Source organism: Pseudomonas sp. B21-035, from assembly GCF_024748945.1.
Taxonomy (GTDB): domain Bacteria; phylum Pseudomonadota; class Gammaproteobacteria; order Pseudomonadales; family Pseudomonadaceae; genus Aquipseudomonas.
Map to the genome: position 1 here is coordinate 3,527,663 of NZ_CP087179.1, position 18,987 is coordinate 3,546,649.

Annotated in this window: 21 protein-coding genes; 9 read left to right on the forward strand and 12 right to left on the reverse strand. The window is 61.2% G+C overall.

The window, feature by feature from the left end; genetic code table 11:
* Position 1: 1 nt before the first annotated feature.
* From LOY22_RS16000 to LOY22_RS16025, 6 genes are all read right to left on the reverse strand, one after another.
* Positions 2-2,281, reverse strand: a complete 2,280-nt coding sequence (locus tag LOY22_RS16000; RefSeq protein ID WP_258593924.1) for a KAP family NTPase — start codon at positions 2,279-2,281, stop codon at positions 2-4.
* 126 nt (positions 2,282-2,407) lie between these two features.
* A complete protein-coding gene (locus LOY22_RS16005; RefSeq protein ID WP_093381477.1) occupies positions 2,408-3,163 on the reverse strand; it encodes an ABC transporter permease in 756 nt (251 codons plus the stop codon).
* Positions 3,163-4,362, reverse strand: coding sequence for an ABC transporter substrate-binding protein (locus tag LOY22_RS16010; protein ID WP_195884471.1), 1,200 nt, complete (start codon positions 4,360-4,362; stop codon positions 3,163-3,165). Before LOY22_RS16010 ends, LOY22_RS16005 begins: the two co-directional genes overlap by 1 nt.
* Positions 4,328-5,176 (reverse strand): ABC transporter ATP-binding protein, encoded by an 849-nt coding sequence (locus tag LOY22_RS16015; protein ID WP_258593926.1) that lies wholly within the window; start codon positions 5,174-5,176, stop codon positions 4,328-4,330. Before LOY22_RS16015 ends, LOY22_RS16010 begins: the two co-directional genes overlap by 35 nt.
* Positions 5,173-6,234 carry an acyl-CoA dehydrogenase family protein gene (locus LOY22_RS16020; RefSeq protein WP_258593928.1) on the reverse strand — a complete coding sequence of 354 codons (1,062 nt, stop codon included), beginning with the start codon at positions 6,232-6,234 and terminating at the stop codon, positions 5,173-5,175. The genes LOY22_RS16015 and LOY22_RS16020 overlap by 4 nt, the downstream gene beginning before the upstream one ends.
* 50 nt (positions 6,235-6,284) lie before the next feature.
* A complete protein-coding gene (locus tag LOY22_RS16025) occupies positions 6,285-6,842 on the reverse strand; it encodes a carboxymuconolactone decarboxylase family protein (protein ID WP_045194134.1) in 558 nt (185 codons plus the stop codon).
* 106 nt (positions 6,843-6,948) lie between these two features.
* Between LOY22_RS16025 and LOY22_RS16030 the strand changes: the two genes are divergently transcribed.
* Both LOY22_RS16030 and LOY22_RS16035 read left to right on the forward strand, forming a co-directional pair.
* Positions 6,949-7,860 (forward strand): AraC family transcriptional regulator, encoded by a 912-nt coding sequence (locus LOY22_RS16030; protein WP_093381466.1) that lies wholly within the window; start codon positions 6,949-6,951, stop codon positions 7,858-7,860.
* A 139-nt stretch (positions 7,861-7,999) separates the two neighbouring features.
* Positions 8,000-9,625 (forward strand): methyl-accepting chemotaxis protein, encoded by a 1,626-nt coding sequence (locus LOY22_RS16035; protein ID WP_093381464.1) that lies wholly within the window; start codon positions 8,000-8,002, stop codon positions 9,623-9,625.
* 63 nt (positions 9,626-9,688) lie between these two features.
* Here the strand turns inward: LOY22_RS16035 and LOY22_RS16040 are convergent, their stop codons facing one another.
* Positions 9,689-10,042 carry a DUF1428 domain-containing protein gene (locus LOY22_RS16040; RefSeq protein ID WP_093381462.1) on the reverse strand — a complete coding sequence of 118 codons (354 nt, stop codon included), beginning with the start codon at positions 10,040-10,042 and terminating at the stop codon, positions 9,689-9,691.
* A gap of 140 nt (positions 10,043-10,182) precedes the next feature.
* Positions 10,183-12,402, reverse strand: coding sequence for a TonB-dependent receptor (locus tag LOY22_RS16045; protein WP_258593931.1), 2,220 nt, complete (start codon positions 12,400-12,402; stop codon positions 10,183-10,185).
* A 344-nt stretch (positions 12,403-12,746) separates the two neighbouring features.
* Here LOY22_RS16045 and LOY22_RS16050 point away from each other — a divergent pair, with 344 nt between their 5' ends.
* The 3 genes from LOY22_RS16050 to LOY22_RS16060 all read left to right on the forward strand — a co-directional run bounded on the left by LOY22_RS16050 (position 12,747) and on the right by LOY22_RS16060 (position 14,826).
* Positions 12,747-13,073, forward strand: coding sequence for a hypothetical protein (locus LOY22_RS16050; protein ID WP_258593933.1), 327 nt, complete (start codon positions 12,747-12,749; stop codon positions 13,071-13,073).
* Positions 13,074-13,468: 395 nt separating this feature from the next.
* A complete protein-coding gene (locus LOY22_RS16055) occupies positions 13,469-13,810 on the forward strand; it encodes a DUF3077 domain-containing protein (RefSeq protein ID WP_258593935.1) in 342 nt (113 codons plus the stop codon).
* Positions 13,811-13,956: 146 nt separating this feature from the next.
* A complete protein-coding gene (locus LOY22_RS16060) occupies positions 13,957-14,826 on the forward strand; it encodes a GyrI-like domain-containing protein (RefSeq protein WP_258593937.1) in 870 nt (289 codons plus the stop codon).
* 165 nt (positions 14,827-14,991) lie between these two features.
* Here the strand turns inward: LOY22_RS16060 and LOY22_RS16065 are convergent, their stop codons facing one another.
* Positions 14,992-15,468, reverse strand: coding sequence for a hypothetical protein (locus LOY22_RS16065; RefSeq protein WP_093381455.1), 477 nt, complete (start codon positions 15,466-15,468; stop codon positions 14,992-14,994).
* A gap of 154 nt (positions 15,469-15,622) precedes the next feature.
* On the opposite strand from LOY22_RS16065, the gene LOY22_RS16070 reads away from it, so the two are divergent.
* The 4 genes from LOY22_RS16070 (at position 15,623) to LOY22_RS16085 (ending at position 17,289) form a co-directional block, all read left to right on the forward strand.
* Positions 15,623-15,817 (forward strand): hypothetical protein, encoded by a 195-nt coding sequence (locus tag LOY22_RS16070; protein ID WP_176794245.1) that lies wholly within the window; start codon positions 15,623-15,625, stop codon positions 15,815-15,817.
* Entirely contained in the window at positions 15,814-16,146 is a 333-nt protein-coding gene (locus LOY22_RS16075) for a low molecular weight protein tyrosine phosphatase family protein (protein WP_045194142.1), read from the forward strand. The genes LOY22_RS16070 and LOY22_RS16075 overlap by 4 nt, the downstream gene beginning before the upstream one ends.
* Positions 16,147-16,235: 89 nt before the next feature.
* Positions 16,236-17,126 (forward strand): sensor domain-containing diguanylate cyclase, encoded by an 891-nt coding sequence (locus LOY22_RS16080; RefSeq protein ID WP_045194143.1) that lies wholly within the window; start codon positions 16,236-16,238, stop codon positions 17,124-17,126.
* Between the two features lie 4 nt (positions 17,127-17,130).
* Positions 17,131-17,289, forward strand: a complete 159-nt coding sequence (locus tag LOY22_RS16085) for a DUF2986 domain-containing protein (RefSeq protein ID WP_258593940.1) — start codon at positions 17,131-17,133, stop codon at positions 17,287-17,289.
* 150 nt (positions 17,290-17,439) lie between these two features.
* Here the strand turns inward: LOY22_RS16085 and LOY22_RS16090 are convergent, their stop codons facing one another.
* From LOY22_RS16090 to LOY22_RS16100, 3 genes are read right to left on the reverse strand one after another with little or no spacing between them, the layout of a single operon-like run.
* Positions 17,440-17,730: a hypothetical protein gene (locus LOY22_RS16090; RefSeq protein WP_143013272.1), complete on the reverse strand. Its 291-nt coding sequence runs from the start codon at positions 17,728-17,730 to the stop codon at positions 17,440-17,442.
* Entirely contained in the window at positions 17,727-18,455 is a 729-nt protein-coding gene (locus LOY22_RS16095) for a DUF4225 domain-containing protein (protein WP_258593943.1), read from the reverse strand. Before LOY22_RS16095 ends, LOY22_RS16090 begins: the two co-directional genes overlap by 4 nt.
* Complete coding sequence (locus LOY22_RS16100) at positions 18,428-18,922, reverse strand: Hcp family type VI secretion system effector (protein WP_093387481.1); 495 nt, start codon at positions 18,920-18,922, stop codon at positions 18,428-18,430. Before LOY22_RS16100 ends, LOY22_RS16095 begins: the two co-directional genes overlap by 28 nt.
* Positions 18,923-18,987 lie beyond the last annotated feature (65 nt).

Genomic DNA, 18,987 nt, shown 5'->3' on the forward strand with positions numbered 1-18,987 from the left:
CTCAGCGGCGTCGTTGCCTGTCCAGCTCTGCCAGGTTTGCTGGCAGTTCAATCCAGCTTTTGTCGATGCCGGCATTGACTAGCGTGTCCCATTTACCGAGCAATTGCTGGGGGGAACGGTGGTACTCGCTACCCTTCATCGCCGCCGCCCAGGCAAAAGGTATCAGCGCCTGCAACCTTTGCACATCATGGCGCTCACCCTCAGCACTGTTATGGTTGTGAAGCGCCAATGCCACAAGGTAATCAAGCATGTTACTGGCGACGATGCCTTCGATCAGCCCGTCATCGGCAATACTTTCCAGCCGTGCCACCAGGCTGGCCTGAGCCGCCTCCTGGTAAAAGGGCGACTTGGCAGCAAGCAAGCGCCACTGTCGTTGAATGGCCGCTGGCGAAGAGTCCTTGAACAACCGTTCGACGCCATTTGCGGCCTCGAACACCGTCAACAAATCCGCTACAGCATCCTCTTTGAGCAAGCTGGCGATGTCGTTGAGCCGTGGTTTTTTGTGCATGTTCAACACGGACGCGATGCCGCCAGAAAGCAATTTTTCCATCGCCCAATCGTACAGCCGTACACGCTCACTGCAGGTAGTTGCCGCTGCTGTCACCAATGCAATTTCGCGCTGGTACTGCGCTTGCCCTGGCTGACCTTCATCGCGCTCGCGCAGCGACAACAAGCCGTCGATCAAGCTGCAGCACAAGCCGTAATGGTCTGCTACATCACGAAGCGCTGCGTGCGGTGTATCACCCCAGACTTTTTCAAGCAGTTTGAGCTGAACACCAAGGGACTGCAGTTGCTGGTCATAGACACGCTGATCAACCTGGGACGCCAGATCGCGCATGCCCTGGCAGTATGATTCGATCGTCAACCAGACCAGGTTCGAGGCAGCTTCGCGCACCTCGAACTGAGCGGCGTCCGCCCCTTCCTCAATGATCAAATCAATTCGCCGGTCGTCGAAGTCAGCAGCCCATTCATTCAAGAAACGCCGATGTTCCTGAAGGGTGATGCTCGGCTCCTGCGCCAACAACCCCATCTCGTACCGTACACGTGCGGGGTCAGTAAATTTTCGCAGATCATGAAGGGCTGAAAGCTGATTCTTCAGCCGCCTAAAAGCGGGCGCAAGATCAGGCACTGTTGATCCCAGCGAAAGTTGAATGGCTTCGCGTTCGAACGCCTCCCGCTCTTCTTCGGTTTCACCGCGCAGCGACCGCCCGCCGAGGCCCAGCAAGGACGGCTCCAGACGTTCGAGGGTTTTCGGGGCTTCATGCTTGATGATGGTCTGCAAAATGATTGCATCCCACGCGAGTTCGCCTTCGCCGTGGCGAACTGCAACCGTCTTCAACTGCCCCAGGTCACGGCTGATCGCTTTGACCAGACGAGGGTTGCCAGGAAACCACTGCGCAATTCGCGTGAACGCTGCCTCGGGAATAAACGGGCAACATTCGCGAAATGCCCGCCACGCCAAGCGCCTGGCCTGCTCTGGTGTAGGCTCCGGCAGGGTAATGGAGATATCAATGATCTTCTCGAGAAAGCGTTGGCCGTTCTCACCATAGGCGGCCGAGTACAGGCTCAGTGCTTTGCTCACAACATCCAGGTCGAAGGCCAGGACGAAGGCGAAGCTGGGCCAGTCGAGCAACTCGCGCAACGCCAGCATGGCCTTGGGGATTGCGGTCGGGTCGGCGCGGTCAAGGTCATCGATGAACACCACGATGCGCGTGCGCTCGAGTTCGGCACACAGCGCTTCGAGTTCTTTTCGGTTGAAGGCCAGCTTTGAACTCAGCAGCTGGCCCGTTTGCTCGGCAATCTGGGTGCCCTTGCTAACCATCATCCCGGATACAGGGTCCATGACTTGAACAACTGACTTGCCAATCTCGGCAACATTGCCCAGTAGCCTGGCAATTCCACGCCCCAGATCCTTGAATGACTTGCCCGACCAGGCGCCTTTTTCAAGTTGCTCCAACAACGCCTGATAAAATCGCTGGATCACCCCGTCACGGCCTTCGGCATCCCACGCCGAAAAGCGTACGACCACCCAGGTGATACCGTCCGGCTTGCTTTCATTGCGCATGCGCGCCTGCTCTTCAATGAAGTTCAGCACGCTGGTCTTGCCAGAACCCCACTTGCCATACAAGCCGATTCGGGTCGACCAGCTGTCTGGCGCCGACTCGATCGAGCGCAGCACCGAGCGGGCGATTGCCCAGCGCTGCAGGTCGTCATCCTGTTGCTGACTGATCGCCGCGTCATGGCCCTTGCCGCTACGCAGTGGGTTTGCTGGTGCTGTCATGGGGTGATCCTTCGACCGTGCAGTTGAACCAGTCGGGAAGTCTATCCAACTGAGTTCGGTGCTGCACCTGAGCTTTCAAAACTGCGCTGTCTGCATCGCGGGGCAAGCCCGCTCCTACCTCCACGATCAGGCATGCACCCAACGCCGATGCAGGCCACGGGCAATGGCATCGAGCATAAAGCCCAGCACGCCGATCAGCAGCACCATCGCCATCAGCTCCGAATACGCCAGCCGGTCACGGGTATCGAGGATGAAGTAGCCCAGCCCGGCACTGACTCCGAGCATCTCGCACGGCACCAGCACGATCCACAGAATACCGATGGCCAGGCGCACGCCGGTCAGTACATGGCCGAGCACGCCGGGGATGATCACCTTGCACAGGGTCTCCCAGCGTGTGGCGCTGAGGCTGCGGCTCAACTGCAGCCAGCGCGGGTCGAGCTGGCGCACCCCCGCAGCGGTGTTGAGCAGGATCGGCCACAGCGCGGCAAAGGCCAGGAGGAAGTAGATCGGCTGGTCGCCCACCCCCATCAGCATCACCACCACCGGCATCCACGACAGTGGTGAGATCATCCGCAAGAACTGGAACGCCGGGGTAGTCGCCGCCTCCAGGTGACGATAGCTGCCCACCAGCAAGCCCAGCGGCACGCCGATCAGCAAGGCCAGCAGCAAGCCGACAAGGATGCGCTTGAGGCTGACCCAGATGTGCTCGTACACCTCGCCCTGGCCCAGCAGCTCGATCAGGCTGCTGAGGGTCGCCTGCGGCGAAAAACGCGCCGACAGGCCATCGGCCTGGCCGAACACCTGCACGCCCAGCCACCACAGCAACAACAAGCCGAGCAGGCCGGCGACGCCCAGGGCGCCATGGATTGCATGCTTGCCCATCAGATCGAAAACTCCTCGCTACGCTCGAAGCTCTCGGGCAAACCGAAGGCCTTGAGCCCGCCAACAGCGGCGATGCTGTTACGCACGAAGCGGTCGTCGACCAGGTCGCGGGCGGTCTGTTGCGGGTCGAGGCCGGCAAGAAAGCCCTTGTCGCCCTCGATCAGGGTGTTCTGCAGGCGACGCACCAGTTCTTCGGTGTAGCTGGGGAACGGATAAGGCTGAAAATCGATGCGCTTTTCGTCCCACTGCGCATGCTGGATCGCACCGCTGGCGATGTAGGCGTCGCGGGCCGCGGCCGCCGGCGCCAGCACCTGGCTGAGCACCTGCGGGGTGTGCGGGGTGTATTTGTTCGGCCCGCTCTTGGACAGCAGCGCGGCGGCTTCGGCGCGGTGCTCGCGGGTCCACAGCTGGGCCTTGACGATGGCGTTGACCACCTTCTGCGACCACTCGGGGCGGTTGTTCAGGTCATGCTCGTGCATGAACACCACGCAGCAGGCATGGTTGCGCCAGATGTCGCCGGTAAAGCGTTGCACGCGGCCAACCTTGAGGTCTTCGGCCAGGGCGTTGAACGGCTCGGCGACGATGTAGCCGGCGATGCGCTTGCTGGCCAGGGCCGGCGGCATGTCTGACGGCGGCAACACCACCAGGTTGACCTCGTTGGCGGCCAGCTGGGCTGTGGCGGCCTTGGACACCGGGGTCAGGCCGTGGTCGCGAAACAGCTGCTGCACCACCACGTTGTGGATCGAATACCAGAACGGAATGGCCACGGTCTGCCCGCCCAGTTGCTTGACCTCGGTGATGCCCGGGGCCACGGTAAGGCCCGAGCCGCCGACATGGTTCCAGGCCACCACTTTGGCCGGCACCTTGCTGGCATAACGGGCCCAGACGGTCATCGGCGACAGCAGGTGAATGACATTGACCTGCCCGGAGATGAACGCCTCGATCACCTGCGCCCAACTGCGCAGCAGCACCGGCCGCTCGGCCTTGATGCCTTCGGCTTCGAACAGGCCATTGTTGTGCGCCACCAGCAACGGCGTGGCGTCGGTGATCGGCAGGTAGCCGATGCGTACCGGGGCGTCCGGGTCGCTCGCGGCGCGGGCCTGCAGGCTGCCGAGCAGCGGCATGGCGCCGCCGGCGGTGAGCAAGGCGCTGAGTTTGATGAAGTCACGACGAGTGTGGGTGAAGTCGTCCAGGCACATGGGCAGTCTCCGACGGCAGCGGCATAGGTTCAGAAGAAGGTTCGGGTGTGCGGCTGGCCCGCCGAAGGGTTTTGAGTATGTCTATGCGCAGCGCGCCCAGTTCCTCGACCCGCTGCTCGCGCGGTTGCGGCAGGTCGATGAGCCATTGGCCGAGGGTGCGCGCCGGGTGGTTGCCCAGTAGCAGCACGCGATCGGACAACAGCAGGGCTTCGTCGATATCGTGGGTAATGAGGATGGCCGCGGTGTTGTGCCGGGCTATCAGTTGCAGCAGCAGTTGCTGCATGTCGGCGCGGGTGACTTCATCCAGCGCGCCGAAGGGTTCATCGAGCAACAGCACTTGTGGCTGGCGCGCCAGGCAGCGGGCCAGCGCGGTGCGCTGGGCCATGCCGCCGGAGAGCTGCGCCGGGTACTGCTCGCGCGCATGCTGCAGGCCGACCGCCTCGATGGCATGGTCGATGCGCGCCCGTCGCTCACTGGCAGCGAGCTTGGGCTGGCGGGCGAAGTCCAGGCCGAAGGCAACGTTGCTTTCCAGGCTCAGCCAGGGCAGCAGGCTGGGGTCCTGGAAGGCCACCGCCAGGCGCGGGTGCGGGGCCTGCAACGGCTCGCCGAGCAGGCTGACGCTGCCGGCACGGGACTGCTGCAAACCGGCCAGCACCCGCAACAGACTGGATTTGCCAACGCCACTGGGGCCTAGGATGGTGATCACCTCGCCCGGCGCCAGTTGCAGGTCGAAATTTTCCAGCACGCTTTGCCAGCCTTGTTCACGCGGGTAGCCGAGGCTGATGCCACGCGCTTCGAGCAACACTTCGGTCATGCTGACGACGCCTGGCGCTGCAGCTCGGCGCGCAGTTGCACCAGGCTTGGGGTGACGATCGGCACGAACGCCGACTCGCGCCAGCGCCGGGCAAAACCTGCGCCGTAGGCGGTCAGGTAAGCCTTGCCGCCACTGGCTTGCAACTCAAGCTGCACGGCATCGGCAGCCGTTTCGGCAAGGGTGATGCGCAGCTTGAACAAGGCCGCCGGCTGGCTCAGGAAACGGCCGTCGAGCAAGCCCTTTTTCAGTTCGGCCACGGTGTTTTCCAGGCGCTCGCGCAGCACCTGCAGCGCCTCGCCAAGGAACGAGCGCATGCCCTGCAGATGCCCCTCCACCTCGCTCAACGAGCGCCGCGCCAGGCCGATGGCCATGCCGCATTGCAGGCCCAGGAACGACGGGCGCACGGCAGGCAGAAACTGCTTGGCGTTGTCGTGCAGCAGCCAGTCACGGCTGATCGACACCTGTTCGAAACTCAAGGCTGCGGTGTTGCTCGATTGCAGGCCCACTAACTCAAGGTCGTCAGAGCGGCTCAGCCCTGCAGCGTGATCGGGGATCGCCAGCACGAACGGCGAGGCGCCCTCCTCTTCAATCGCCGCCGCCACCACGAAACCGCCCTTGCGCAGGTTGGTGACCCAGTGCAGGCGCCCGGCCAGGGTCCAGCCCTGGTCGTCGCGCAGGCCCTTGACCTGCAGCGCTTCGATACCCGAGAGGTACTTCATGGCGTTGGACAGGCCGGTGGCGCCAGCCAGTTGGCCGCTTAGCAGCTCAGGCAGCAGGCGTTCACGCAGCCCGGCGTTGGGGCTGTGCAGCAGGTATTCGATAAAGGCGCGCTGGCCCCAGAACACGAAGGCTGCCGCCAGGGAATGGCTGGCAACCGTGGCCAGCGTCTCGACCGCGTCGGCGACCGTGCCGCCACTGCCGCCCAGGTTCTGGTCAATACCGACGCGCAGCACCTGCGCCGCCGCCAGTTGCCCCAGTACCGCCTGCGGGTCGCCGTGGCCCTGGTCGAGGGCTTCGGCCTGGGCATCCAGCCACGCGACCAATGCGGGATCGAGCATAGGGTTTACTCCTTTAACAATGCGCCAGCTTGCGCTGGCGCCGAGGGTCGTTATGCCGAAGGCTGCCAGCGGTACTTGCTCAGCTCGTCATTGAGCGGCGTCTGGGCGAACACATTAGCAAAGTTGCACAGGGTTGCCAGACTGACACCGAGGATCACCTCCAGGGCATTGCCTTCGCTGTAGCCGGCTTCGCGAAACGCACCGTAGCCGGCTTCGCTGACATTGCCGCGGGTGGCGATCACTTCGCGGGTGAACGCCGCCAGGGCTTCGAGCTTCTCTTCTGGCAGCTCGCCCTTGGCGCGCAGGGCGTCGACCACCTCCTGCGCCAGCTTGGCCTTGTTCAGTGCGACGGCGGTGTGGCCGGCCACGCAGAAGTCGCAGCCATGATTGGTGGCGGCCACCAGTTGCACCACCTCACGCTCGGCCAGGCTCAGCTCGGCCTTGCCGTTGAGTGCCGAGACGGTGACGTAGGTTTCCAGCGCCGCCGGGGCGCTGGCCAGCACGCCGAGCAGGTTGGGGATGAAGCCCGAAGCCTTCTGGGCGTTTTCCAGGTAAGGGCGGGCAGCCTCTGGGGCGCTTTGCAGAGTATGGACAGTGACGCGCGACATGGAGTGGACTCCTGCTGACTGAGGGTGTGCCACAAGTCTGTTGGTTATAAGAATTACCTGCCATATTCTGCAGTCGCTATTACTTGCTCCTGAGTCTTTTCATTAGATGATTTCATCCAGCCCAGTAGTCGATTGGTTATTAGAAAGCCTTGAGCTAGACGCCAGCCTGTTCCATGTCGGGCGTTACTGCGGTGGCTGGCACGCCAGCACCCATGGCCTGGCGCGGGCCAGTTTCCACCTGATCGTCCAGGGCCACTGCTGGCTGCATATCGATGGCCAGGCCGAGGCCATTCGCCTGCAAGCGGGCGATGCGGTGTTCCTGCTGCGCGACTTCAACTATCGGCTGTCCAACGCCGAGGAGTGCGAGCTGGCCCAGCAGCAACCGCGCCAGGTCATGCAGCCGCTGGACAGTACAGCCGCCGATGGCGTGGGCCTGGTGTGCGGCTTCTTTCATTTTCAGCCGGGCTTGTCGTCGCTGATCATCGAAGGCCTGGACGACTGGATCATCCTGCGCGCCGGCGACCCGGCGCTAAGCGCAGCGCGGGCGCTGTTCGAGCTGATCCTGGCCGAGTGCCAACGCCTGCCTGCGCCCTCCTCGGCCTTGCTCGAACGCTTGAGTCATTTGCTGTTCTTGTACGTGCTGCGCCAGCGGGTCAGTGACGACCAGGGCATCCGCGGCCTGGTCGCCCTGGCCCGCCACGGCAACTTTGCCAGCCTGCTCGAGCAGTTGATCGAACACCCCGAGCAGCCCTGGTCGCTGGAAAGCATGGCGGCCTGCACCGGGCTGTCGCGCTCGGCATTTTTCAAGCGTTTCAGCGAACTGGCCGGGCAATCGCCGGGGCAGGTATTGCTGGCCCTGCGCATGCGCCATGCCTGCCAGTTGCTCAAGGCCAACAACACCGTCGAGCAGGTGTGCGCGGCGGTGGGTTATCAGTCGATTGCCGCGTTTACCCGCGCCTTCAGCAAGGCCGTTGGCGTGCAGCCGGGGGCCTATCGGCGCCAACATGAGGGGCGCTGAGGCAAACAGCGTGCGGTAATCGAACACAAGCAGGCTAAGCGCCCTCAAGTCCGCCGCCGGCGACTCCGATAGCAGACCACCCACCGCCGTTGCCGCGGCAAAGCGTGGTGCTGATAACAACTCAAGGAGTACTGCCCGCATGTTCGCCGACCTGAAAATCCGCACCGGTATGTTCTGGGTGCTGTCGCTGTTCAGCCTGACCTTGCTGTTTTCCACCGTCAGCGCCTGGCGCGCGGCGGTGGGCAGCGACCAGCAGATCAGCGAACTGGACCAGACCGCGCACCAGTCGGATCGCCTGAACAACGCCTTGCTGATGGCGATCCGCGCCAGCGCCAATGTCTCTTCGGGCTTTATCGAACAGAGCGGCGGCCACAGCGACAGCGCCAACAAACGCTTGAAGCTCTCGCAAGAACTGCTGGGCAACAGCGCGCAACTGATCAGCGAGCTGGTCAGCAATGCCCAGGAGCCCACCTTTAAAGGCATCGCCGTCGAGCTGCAAACCACCTTCGGCGACTACGCCAAGGCCGTGGCCGGCCAGCGTGAAGCGACCGGCAACAACGACCTGCAGCATTACTTCAGGGTCAACACCGACGCTGGCAACGCCATGGGCCGCTTGCAGGCGCTGCGCCAGCAACTGGTGGCGGCGCTGAACGAGCGCAGCCAGCAGATCATGCTCGAATCCGATCGACGTCTGAGCAGCGCCCAGGTGCTGAGCGTGGCGCTGGGGCTGCTGACCTTGCTGCTTGCCGCACTGTGCTGGAGCTTTATCGCCCAGCGCGTGCTGCGCCCGCTGCAACAGGCCGGCCAGCACTTTCAGCGCATTGCCGGCGGTGACTTGAGCGTACCGGTGGCGGTGCACAGCAGCAACGAGATCGGTCAGTTGTTCAGCGAACTGCAGCGCATGCAGCACAGCCAGCGCGACACCCTGGGGCAGATCAGCAGTTGCGCCACGCAACTGGCCGAAGCTGCCGGTGCGCTCAACGGCATCACCGAACAGAGCTCGCACAGCCTGCGCCAGCAGGACCAGGAGCTGGAACAGGCTGCCACCGCCGTCACTGAAATGACCACCGCGGTGGAAGAAGTAGCGCGCAATGCCGTGTCCACCTCCCAGGCCGCCAGCGCCTCGAATGACCTGGCCGAACAGAGCCGCCGCCAGGTCAGCGACAACCTCGACGGCACCCAGGCCATGGCCCGTGAAGTGCAAACCAGCAGCGAGCACCTGGAGCAACTGGCCGGGCAGATTCGCGATATCGGCCAGGTGCTGGAAGTGATCCGCTCGGTGTCCGAGCAAACCAACCTGCTGGCGCTCAATGCCGCCATCGAAGCGGCCCGTGCCGGTGAAGCCGGGCGTGGCTTTGCGGTGGTCGCCGATGAAGTACGCACCCTCGCCTACCGCACTCAGCAATCGACCCAGGAAATCGAGCAGATGATCGGCCGCGTGCAGCACGGCACCGAAGCGGCGGTGGCCTCGATGCATGCCAGCACCCAGCGGGCGCAATCAACCCTGGGCATCACCCAGGCCTCGGGACAGGTGCTGGAGGGGATCTACAGCGCCATTGGCGAGATCAACGAGCGCAACCTGGTGATTGCCAGCGCTGCCGAGGAACAGGCGCAGGTGGCGCGGGAAGTGGATCGCAACCTGCTGAACATTCGCGACCTGTCGACCCGCTCGGCGGCCGGGGCGCAGGAAACCCGCGAAGCCAGCCAGGCGCTGGCGGGGTTGGCCGGGCAGCTGACGGCGCTGGTGGCGCGGTTCAGGGTTTAGCGGGGAGCCTATCGCGGGGCAAGCCCGCTCCTACAGTGGGAGCGGGCTTGCCCCGCGATACATCTAGACTTCCACCAGAATCCTGAACCCACCAAAAATCATTCGCATGCCATCAAACGGCATCGGATTCTTGTCAGGCTGCATGCGCGGGTCTTTCATCATCTTCTGCATCCCGGCATCGCGCACCTCGCGCGACGGCCAGAGGATCCAGGAAAACACCACCGTCTCATCGCCCTTGAGCTTCACGGCCATGGGGAACGAGGTGACCGTGCCATCCGGCACATCGTCGCCCCAGCATTCGATGACCTTCAAGGCACCGCACTCCTTGAACACTACGGCTGCTGCTTCGGCGTGCTTTTTAAACGTGTCGCGGTTGGCGGTGGGGACTGCGAGGACGAAACCGTCTACATAGGACATGGGGGCACTCCTGCACGTGGGGTATGTGCAGGATGGTCGATTGGGCCGGGGGTGGATCGACAGGCTTGCACGCAAGCCCGACCGATGGTCATCGCACCCTGTGGGAGCTGCTTGCCAGCGATGAGGCCGGCAGCCCCGGCTCAAAACCGCGTCGTCGCACTCACCCCGAAGGTACGCCGATCCCCGCGCGCATCCCAGGCAATATCAAACGGCAGCGGCACGCTGTCGGTCTTGTACTGCTTGTCGGTCAGGTTGTTCACGTAAGCAGTCAGGTCCAGGTCATAGCGCCCGCCCAGGTGATAGGTGGCACTGGCATTGCCCAAGGTATAGCCGCCCTGGGACACGCTGTGATCCTGCTGCGCCGTGGGCAGGAAGTAGATCCGGCTCTGGTAGCGCCAGTCCGTGCCCAGGCGCACTTCGTCACCATTTTCCAGCGGTATCCGGTAACTGCCGCCCACCGCCAAGGTTCGCGACGGCGAGCGGGCAATGCGGTTACCGGAGTAATCCACCCCGCCCGACTCGAAGTCCTGCAATTCGGTATGCAGCAAGCCGAGCGAGCCATGCAGCTCCAGGTTGCTGAACGGCAAGGCCTGCAGCTCGAACTCGGCGCCGCGAATCACCCCCTGGCCGCTGTTGGTCAGCAGCGACACCACCTGCCCGTCGCGCACCGACACGGCGTTGACCTGGATATCCGAGTAGTCGTAGTAAAAGACGTTGGCGTTGGCGATCAGGCGCTCATCGAACCACTCGCTCTTGACCCCCAGCTCATAGGCATCGACGTTCTCCGGCGCCACCACCGAGGCCTCGGCCTGCACCTGTGCACCGCCGCTGAAACCACCGGAGCGAAAGCCCTTGGCATAACGAAAATACACCCGCGCGTTGTCGTTGAGCTGGTACTCGGGAGTGAAGTCGTAGGTGAGCTTGTTCCAGGTGCGCTTTTCGTCCTGTTCAACGCGGGTCACCAGGTCGCCGCTGTAGTGCTTCCACCAGTCGCGTTCGCTGCTGTAGCTGACCCCGTCGGCATCCGGCGCGGCGACGCGGTGCAGGTCGATGTCCTTGGTTTCGCGGGTCCAGCGCAGGCCGGCGGTGAGGCTCAGGTTGTCAGTGGCCTGCCAGGTGCTGCTGCCGAAAATCGCGAAACTGTCGGTGCGCTGGTCGATATCGGTACGGCCATAATCGGCCACGCCAAAGGCCTGGTTGTAGGGCTTGGGCAACAGGCCGTTGTCGTTGCGGCTGTCGAGCTGCTCATGGAACAGATGGGTGCCGACGATCCAGCTGAGCGGCTGGTTTTTCGCCGAAGACAAGCGCAACTCCTGGGACACCTGCTTCCAGCGGTCATCGTTAAAACCGCGGCCGAACTCGTAGATGCTCATGTTCGGGCTTTCAGCTTTTTCGTGAATATCGTCGAAGGCGGTGATCGAATCCAGTTGCAGGTCGCCCAGGTCCCACTTCAACGCCAACTGCACACCGTTGTGCTCGATGCGGTCTTCGGCCTTGCCGGTAAATGCGGCCTCATCGGTATCCGGCTTGGGTGCCGGGCCAAACAGCGTGCTGCCGCCCGGCCCCGCCCCCCAGGCGCGGGTGGCAATGCCCTGGCCTGTGTAGTCGCGACCATGCAATTGCAGGGTGGCCTGCAGGTCGTCGTTGATCTGCGCCAGCAACTGCAGGCGCAGGGCCTGGTCGTGGATATCGCCGACGGTGTGGCCATCGACCTGGTTCTCCAGTTGGCCATCGGCGCTCTGGTCGACAAACGCCACCCGTGCGGCCAGCTTGTTGTCGATCAGCGTATCGCCATAGGCACCTTCGTACAGGCGCGAATTGTAGTTGCCCAGGTCGAGCTTGAAGTAACCGTTGGCTTTCTCGAAATCCGGCTTGCGCGAAACGAAGTTGATCGCCCCGCCGGTGGTGTTCTTGCCCCACAGCGTGCCCTGCGGCCCGCGCAGCACCTCGACGCGCTCCATGTCGTAGAGCGGAAAACCGGTGGCTACGTGAGGGTCGATATACACGTCATCGGTGTAGATGCCCACCGGGTAAACCGTGGTCGAGGCCATGTCCCCCGAGCCCATGCCACGAATGTACCAGCGCGGCCGCTGGTGCCCGGCGAACTCCGGGGCGATGGCGTTGGGCACGTTCTGCAGCGCCTTGCCGGCACTGAAGCCGCCACCGCTGTCGGCGATCTGCTTGGCGCTGACCACAGAGATGGCCGAGGGCACGTCCTGCACCGACTCTTCGCGCTTTTGCGCGGTGACGGTGACGGTGGGCAGGGCTTCGGGGGCTGGCTCGGCGGCGAAGCCGGGGAGCGTGGGTAAGGCTGCGGCGATGGCCAGCAACAGGGGCACGCGGGCGAAGGGAGCGGTCATGAACGTCAATGTTCCACAAGGGGGAAAGAGACGGGGGGCTTCGCAATGGTTGTGCCAGGTTGGAAGTGGGTTGATTTTTATGACTTTTCCCGACAGATAAAAAATAGGTGTTGCGTTACCAGCAGTGCTTCAACATTGGTTGCATGCGGATCAGCAACGTCTTACGACGATTGCCAACTGATTACCCATGAACAAACGCCACTTTCTTTTCGAGTCGACATGTGAAACCCGACAGATGGGACTAAATCCAGCTAAAAACTATCATTTTTACTAGTTTTCAAGCGCACAATTTAACTTAACCTAACAAATGCGCAGTGTGCGTTTTCAAATGCGAGGATGCCATTATGAGCACAGCAAAAAATATTAAAGAGATACTGAGCAGTTACACCCCCGATAAATTCCTACGAATTGATGCAAGTTTTGGAGGAAAGCTCCGGCATTACGAGGGTATTTTAAAAAAATATAATGCCGCCTCCATGAACAACTGGGACCCCAATGATGCCAATTTTCTTCTGTATCACCCCAATGGGGGCTGGGATACAATCCTTATAAGTGACGTAGTTACAATTGACGACAACGACAGCTATGACGAACGTATGGTTAGTTTTTTGTCGAAATGGCAGCGCTCTGAGGATGGCACTTTTAAAAGAGTAGCTCTTCGGGGTGGTTAGGATCTGCACAAGCAGAAATGCTGGCACAGCTCCGCTCCAAAAGAAGGCTCTTTTGTAGGTGGCGCCACTCGCAATACGAGCATTCACTAAACGAGCTAGATAGCAGAAAAGGCATCAGACCTGCCCTTGATTCCCACAGTCAACCTCGCTACCCTGCCCCCAGTCGCTGTAAATCCAGCGGCCGGGTTTGGTAGCCCGAGTACTCTAAGGCGTGCAGACGCCGCTCCCGATCAGCCGGCGTTTTTTTGTGCCTGCTGTTCGTGCTATGGCGGCTGTGCGTGGGGCGCATTCGTGCGCGCTGGGTTCCTAGAGTCCCGGTCTACCAACCTGCGTACAGCCGTCACCAATCGTTTGGTAGCGATTGATGCTGGCTCCACCACTCTAGGAGCACAACAATGACAAAGCCCGTCCCCGACCCACCCCTCGTCACCAAAACCGCCACCACCTTCGGCTCCTGCAACGGCAGCCACGCCCCTCTGTTCGCCGTGCGCACAGGCGCTTCAGCCGAAGACGCCCTGGTACATGCCACCGTTCTGCTCAAAAGCGCCTACCAGACCAACGCCCAGGCCTGTGAAAAGGTCGACCCTGACGTGCGCGGCCTGCTCTGGGCTACTCAGCACTCGCTGGAAATGAGCATTGCGCTGGTCGAAGCGTGCCTGGACGAAGTCGAGGCTCACGCCATGGCTGCAGCCTTGCAGCGGCGTGTTGCGCAGATGGATCAAGCGACGCTGAAGTGAAGACTGCAGGCTAACCCCGGGCCGCCGACGCGGCCCACCGAGCGCATGCTCATCCGCTGAAAATTCATCTTGAGCAAACCCGGCTAGGCGCAGCCACGCGGGTATAGTCGACTCTATGCCGACCGTACTTCCAAGAGCCTGAAGCCGTGCCCGACCTGCCGCCCAACGCCGCCTACACCCTGCGCTTCAGCGCTGTACTGGCCTACATCGACGCCAACCTCGACGGTGATCTGTCAGTAAAAACCCTGAGCCAGGTGGCGAACTTTTCGGTGTTTCACTTTCACCGCCAGTTCACGGCGTACGTCGGCGTGCCGGTCTCGCGTTATGTGCAGTTGATGCGCTTGCGCCAGGCGGCGCACCGGTTGGCGGCCAATGCAGATCTTTCGGTACTGGAGGCCGCCCTCGCGGCAGGTTTTGAAAGCCCCGAGGCATTCAGCCGGGCGTTTCGGCGGGCGCTGGGGATGTCGCCGAGTGGCTTTCGCCGGCAGCCGAACTGGCAGGCCTGGAATGCGGTGTTCGCTATCCCTCACTTTTCCAGGAGCGTCATCATGCAGGTACGTATTGTCGAGTTTGCGCAAACCCGGGTCGCGGCGCTGGAGCACTGCGGGCCGCCCGCGCAGGTCAGCCAGAGCGTGAACCGGTTCATCGCCTGGCGCATGGCCAGCGGGCAGTCGCCGGTGGCGTCGAGCCGTACTTTTGGCATCCCCTATGGCAACCCCGATACCACGCCGGCGGAGGATTTTCGTTTCGCCATTTGTGGCGAGATCGACGAGGCGGTGGCGGCGAATGAAGCCGGCGTGCACGAGCGGCTGATTGCTGGCGGGCGCTATGCCGTGGTGCGGCATGTGGGTTCGCCCGACCATATTGCTGAATCCATCTATCCGATCTATCGCGACTGGTTGCCGGACAGTGGTGAGGAGCTGCGCGATCAGCCGTTGTTTTTTCATTACCTGAGCGTGTATCCAGAGACGCCGCAGGCGCAGTGGCAGACGGATATCTACGTGCCGTTACGCTAGAGAGGTGTATTGGGGCCTGTGGGAGCGGGCCTTGCCCCGCGATCGAGCGCGAAGCGGTCGTAACTCAGGCGCCGCCTTATGTGCTGGCTGGGCTGGCCTGATCGCGGGGCAAGCCCGCTCCTGCAATGGATTTGCAAACCCCGGCTTACCAACCGCTGAGGTCGATCACAGTGCCCACATCCGCACCCGTGCAAACTCCAGGTCCACGCTCACGCACTCACGCCCATCCACCCATTCGTCCTCACGAAGACGGCGCCCGGTAGTGGTTTCCCGCTCACCATTAGCGATCACCAGCACAAACAACCGGGTCGGGCACTCGAACGAGCGCAACCGGTCGACATCAGCACGGACCGACCAATCGCCTTCCAGGCACTTGGCTTGCGATACATCGCCCAGGCATTTGATTTCAGCAACCATCGCCGGGGCGCCACTGGCATCCAGCGCGTACAGGTCCGCTTTACGCCGCTCGCCTATCGGCAGCTCTGTCCAGATTTCAATGTTCTGTTCAAACCAGGCGTGCAGGCTGATTTCGGCCTGTATCCAGTGTTCGCGGCAGCTGTTCAGTTGCACGACTTGCTCAAGTTTCTTTTCCATTTTGCGAAAAGCGTGCTCGAACAAGGCGAGCCATTGCGGTGTGTTCATTGAGTACTTCCTGTATCCGCCGACTGGATCGCGGGGCAAGCCCGCTCCTACATGAAAACTAGCGACTAGCTAGCCGCAACGCTGATTCGCGCTTACTATAAGCCCAACTCGTATTACCGCGGCTGCTGAACCCGGTACTCACGAGGAAATGATCATGCACAGAACCCGCGCCTGGAGACGCTCCCAGGCCCGCAAAAACGGCAAGAGCAAAGCGCCAGACCCGCTGCTGTTCAAGCCTGAAAAGAACTGGAAGCTGCTCTACACCCGTGGCGACAAGTTGCTACGGGCACGCCAGCTCGGCCTGAGCTATCCCGTTCGCTCCACCCGCCAACTGTTGGATCAAGAGTGACTAACCTCCTGTTCGTCTGCAGCCGCAACCAGTGGCGCAGCCCTACCGCAGAAGCGCTCTGGCGCCGCCGCCCAGGCTTCGATGCCCGGTCGGCGGGCACCAGCCCGAATGCGCGCAAACCCATCGGCCCGGCGGACATTCGCTGGGCCGATGTGATTTTCGTCATGGAACGCAAGCACCACAATCGTCTGCAGGCGCAGTACGCGCGGCTGCTTGAGCACAAGCGGCTCCATACCCTGGATATTCCCGACGATTTTCAGTACATGGACCCGGAGCTGGTGGCCTTGCTCGAAGACAGCGTCGGGGCTTTTCTAGCCGCCCAGGGTTGATGTACAAACGCTGGCAAGCGCAGTGTAACTGCACTAGCAATGCGGCGATCGCGCTACGATTCACCGACACCCACCGGACGTGCCAGCCTATGCCCGTTGACCTCCAAGCGCTGTACCCGAAACTGATCCACCTGATGCTGGACACGGTCTTCGTGGTCGACAGGGATCACCAGATTGTCTTTGTCAGTGATGCCTGCGAGGCGCTGCTGGGTTACCGCGCTGGCGAGCTGACCGGCACGCCGATCACCGACTACATTCATCCGCACGACCTTGCGGTTACAAAGGCCTCCATTGTCCGGGTCATGAACGGCCAATCCCACGTCGATTTTCGTAACCGCTACATCCGCAAGGATGGCGGCATCGTGCACATCCTCTGGGCGGCGTTCTGGTCCGAGGAGGTGGGTGCGCGCATCGGTGTGGCGCGGGACGTGACAGCGCTGCACGAGGCCGAAGCGGAGTTACGCTTTCTGGCCCATCATGATCCGTTGACGGCGCTGAGCAATCGCGCGCTGTTCAATGATCGGCTGGAGTCGGCCGTGCGCACGGCGCAGTGCCAGCAAAGCGCACTGGCGTTGCTGTTTCTCGACGTCAATGATTTCAAGGGGATCAATGATGTTCATGGGCATGCCATGGGTGACCGCATCCTCTGCATGATTGCCCGGCGCCTGGAAGACTGTGTGCGCGAGGCTGGCACGGTGGCGCGGATTGGTGGCGATGAATTCACCGTGCTGTTGCCGGGTATCGCGTCGCAGGAAGCCGTCTACGCCAAGGTGGGGCAGATTCTCGCGGCCATGGCCGAGCCGCTGGGTGCCGAGTTCGGCGCTGTATCGATGCCGTCGTGCAGTGTCGGCGTAGCCTTTTACCCTCAGGACGCGGAGAATGCCGATACCCTGCTCAGCCATGCCGATGGCGATATGTACCGGATCAAGAAGCACCGCGCCGCGCAGCGGGTAGCTCTCAAGCAATTACCAGTCGAGTGACAACGTGAACCGTCAAAAGAAAATCAAGCAGCTGTTAAAGGCCCACGCGAAAAAGGCCAGCGCCAAACTGGCGCCCAAGAGCAAGCCTAAATACATCAGCAAGGCTGACCGGTTGAAACTGGAAGCTGAGGCCAGCGAAACTGTCGTTTCGACTGCCGAGTGAATCGTCACCCGCTGGACTGCCATTCGATAATTGAAGTGGGGTCACCGGGCCGTTTGGGCAGCGCGGATAACGCGCGTTGTTGCCGGGTATGAAGAAATGGGCAGTGCGTGATTCAGGAACGTCGGGACTGCACATGTCAGGATGCTTCATTTAGCGAGCAAGTCGCCATTTCACCGGACTAGCAAAACAATGCAACAGCATCGCGAGCAACGACACCCAACCGACAACGGGATATTGCCCTTCCAGCGCTGAGTATTCTCCCAACAGCAACAAGTAGCCATTGTCTTGAAAGCGCAGATGGTAGGTCACAAAAAACAGGTTGAAGGCCAGGCAGCCAAGGAAGCGCCAACCGCTGAAGGCATCGCCCGACGATTTGTGTCTCAAAACAAAGGCTACAACTACTGCTGATATGGACAAGAGTACGAACAGCCCGGGAATCACTTCTGCGACTCTACGTACACTTGCTCACCGGTCATCATGTCGATGCCAACCTCAAAGACGAGCGGGCCAGAGCCCATGACCCGATGAGCCTGAGTTTTATCAGCGTCGATATAGCGGAACAGGCGCCAAGCATCAGGCTTAAGTACCATTCGCCACAACCCGTAAACTGATAAACCGATATCACTCAAGCCATAGGCCATGTTCCCGTGCACCACCCGCCCGCCCACTGACTGCGCCGTCATTTGATACGCTTTTCTGAGGGGACCTTGCGTATCTGTGCGACCTTGAATGATGTTCCGACCACTCTCATACGCGTTGTTCAATCCATGCAGCATCATGGGGGCACCTGCCAGGCCGCACAATACTCCAGCCGAACTGTAACACAGCATTGCCCCTGTACCGAACTGCAAGGCGCCAGCGCTCAAACCAGCAACCAGTTTTGCATATTCAGTGACCTGTTGCCTGAGAAACCGATATTCGTTGTTGATTTCCTCGAGCCCGTGCTCAACGGGCTTTCTTGCCTGCTCAACATCCTCAACGACCGACTTCCCAAAGGCAGTTACTTCTCGATTGAAGCGACTTCGCAATCCTCCGTCTTCAATGTGCTGAGCGCTGATGGTGCAAGCATATTGGCTCAATCTGACGGCAGCATCGTTAACCGCCCAGAATTCGTGCGGGGTCACCTTGTGGGGTTTGCTCACTCTATCCACGGAGAGTTCGTCCACGAGGCACTACCAGTGGTAGCGGCAATATGATGAGTCCAGTTGATGTCGGTGTAACTGATTGCCAACTGTTCCTGGGAATCTTGATCGTTAAACAGAACGGAATGGGGCATTTCCATTCTTTGATCAACAATCACACCACCCCAAAGTTGAATGCTGAAATATCGCTCCTGGTTGCCACTCCTGCTGGTGCGGTAGAAGTCGAATTCGCAGTTCACTCTCTCGCGACGAGCCAAGGCTTGCGCCAGCAATGGTGTTGCCTTGTCGACGTGCTTGATGAGGACGATGGGGCGGTGCGTCGCGTACTGGGTGTTATCTACATTGGATAGGTTGTGAGAGAAAGAAAGCACCAAGATCTTGTCAAGGTGAGCGGACTGGCATCTATTGCCAATGGAGTCCAAGGATGAACAACCTGCAGAGATCAACCCTTGATGCTTGCCAACAATTGACATGTAACCATGATGCGCCACTGTGCGTACTCCTTGTAAGTAGAGTACTTAGACTATGGAAAACATGACCCGCGCGTCTGTCGGAC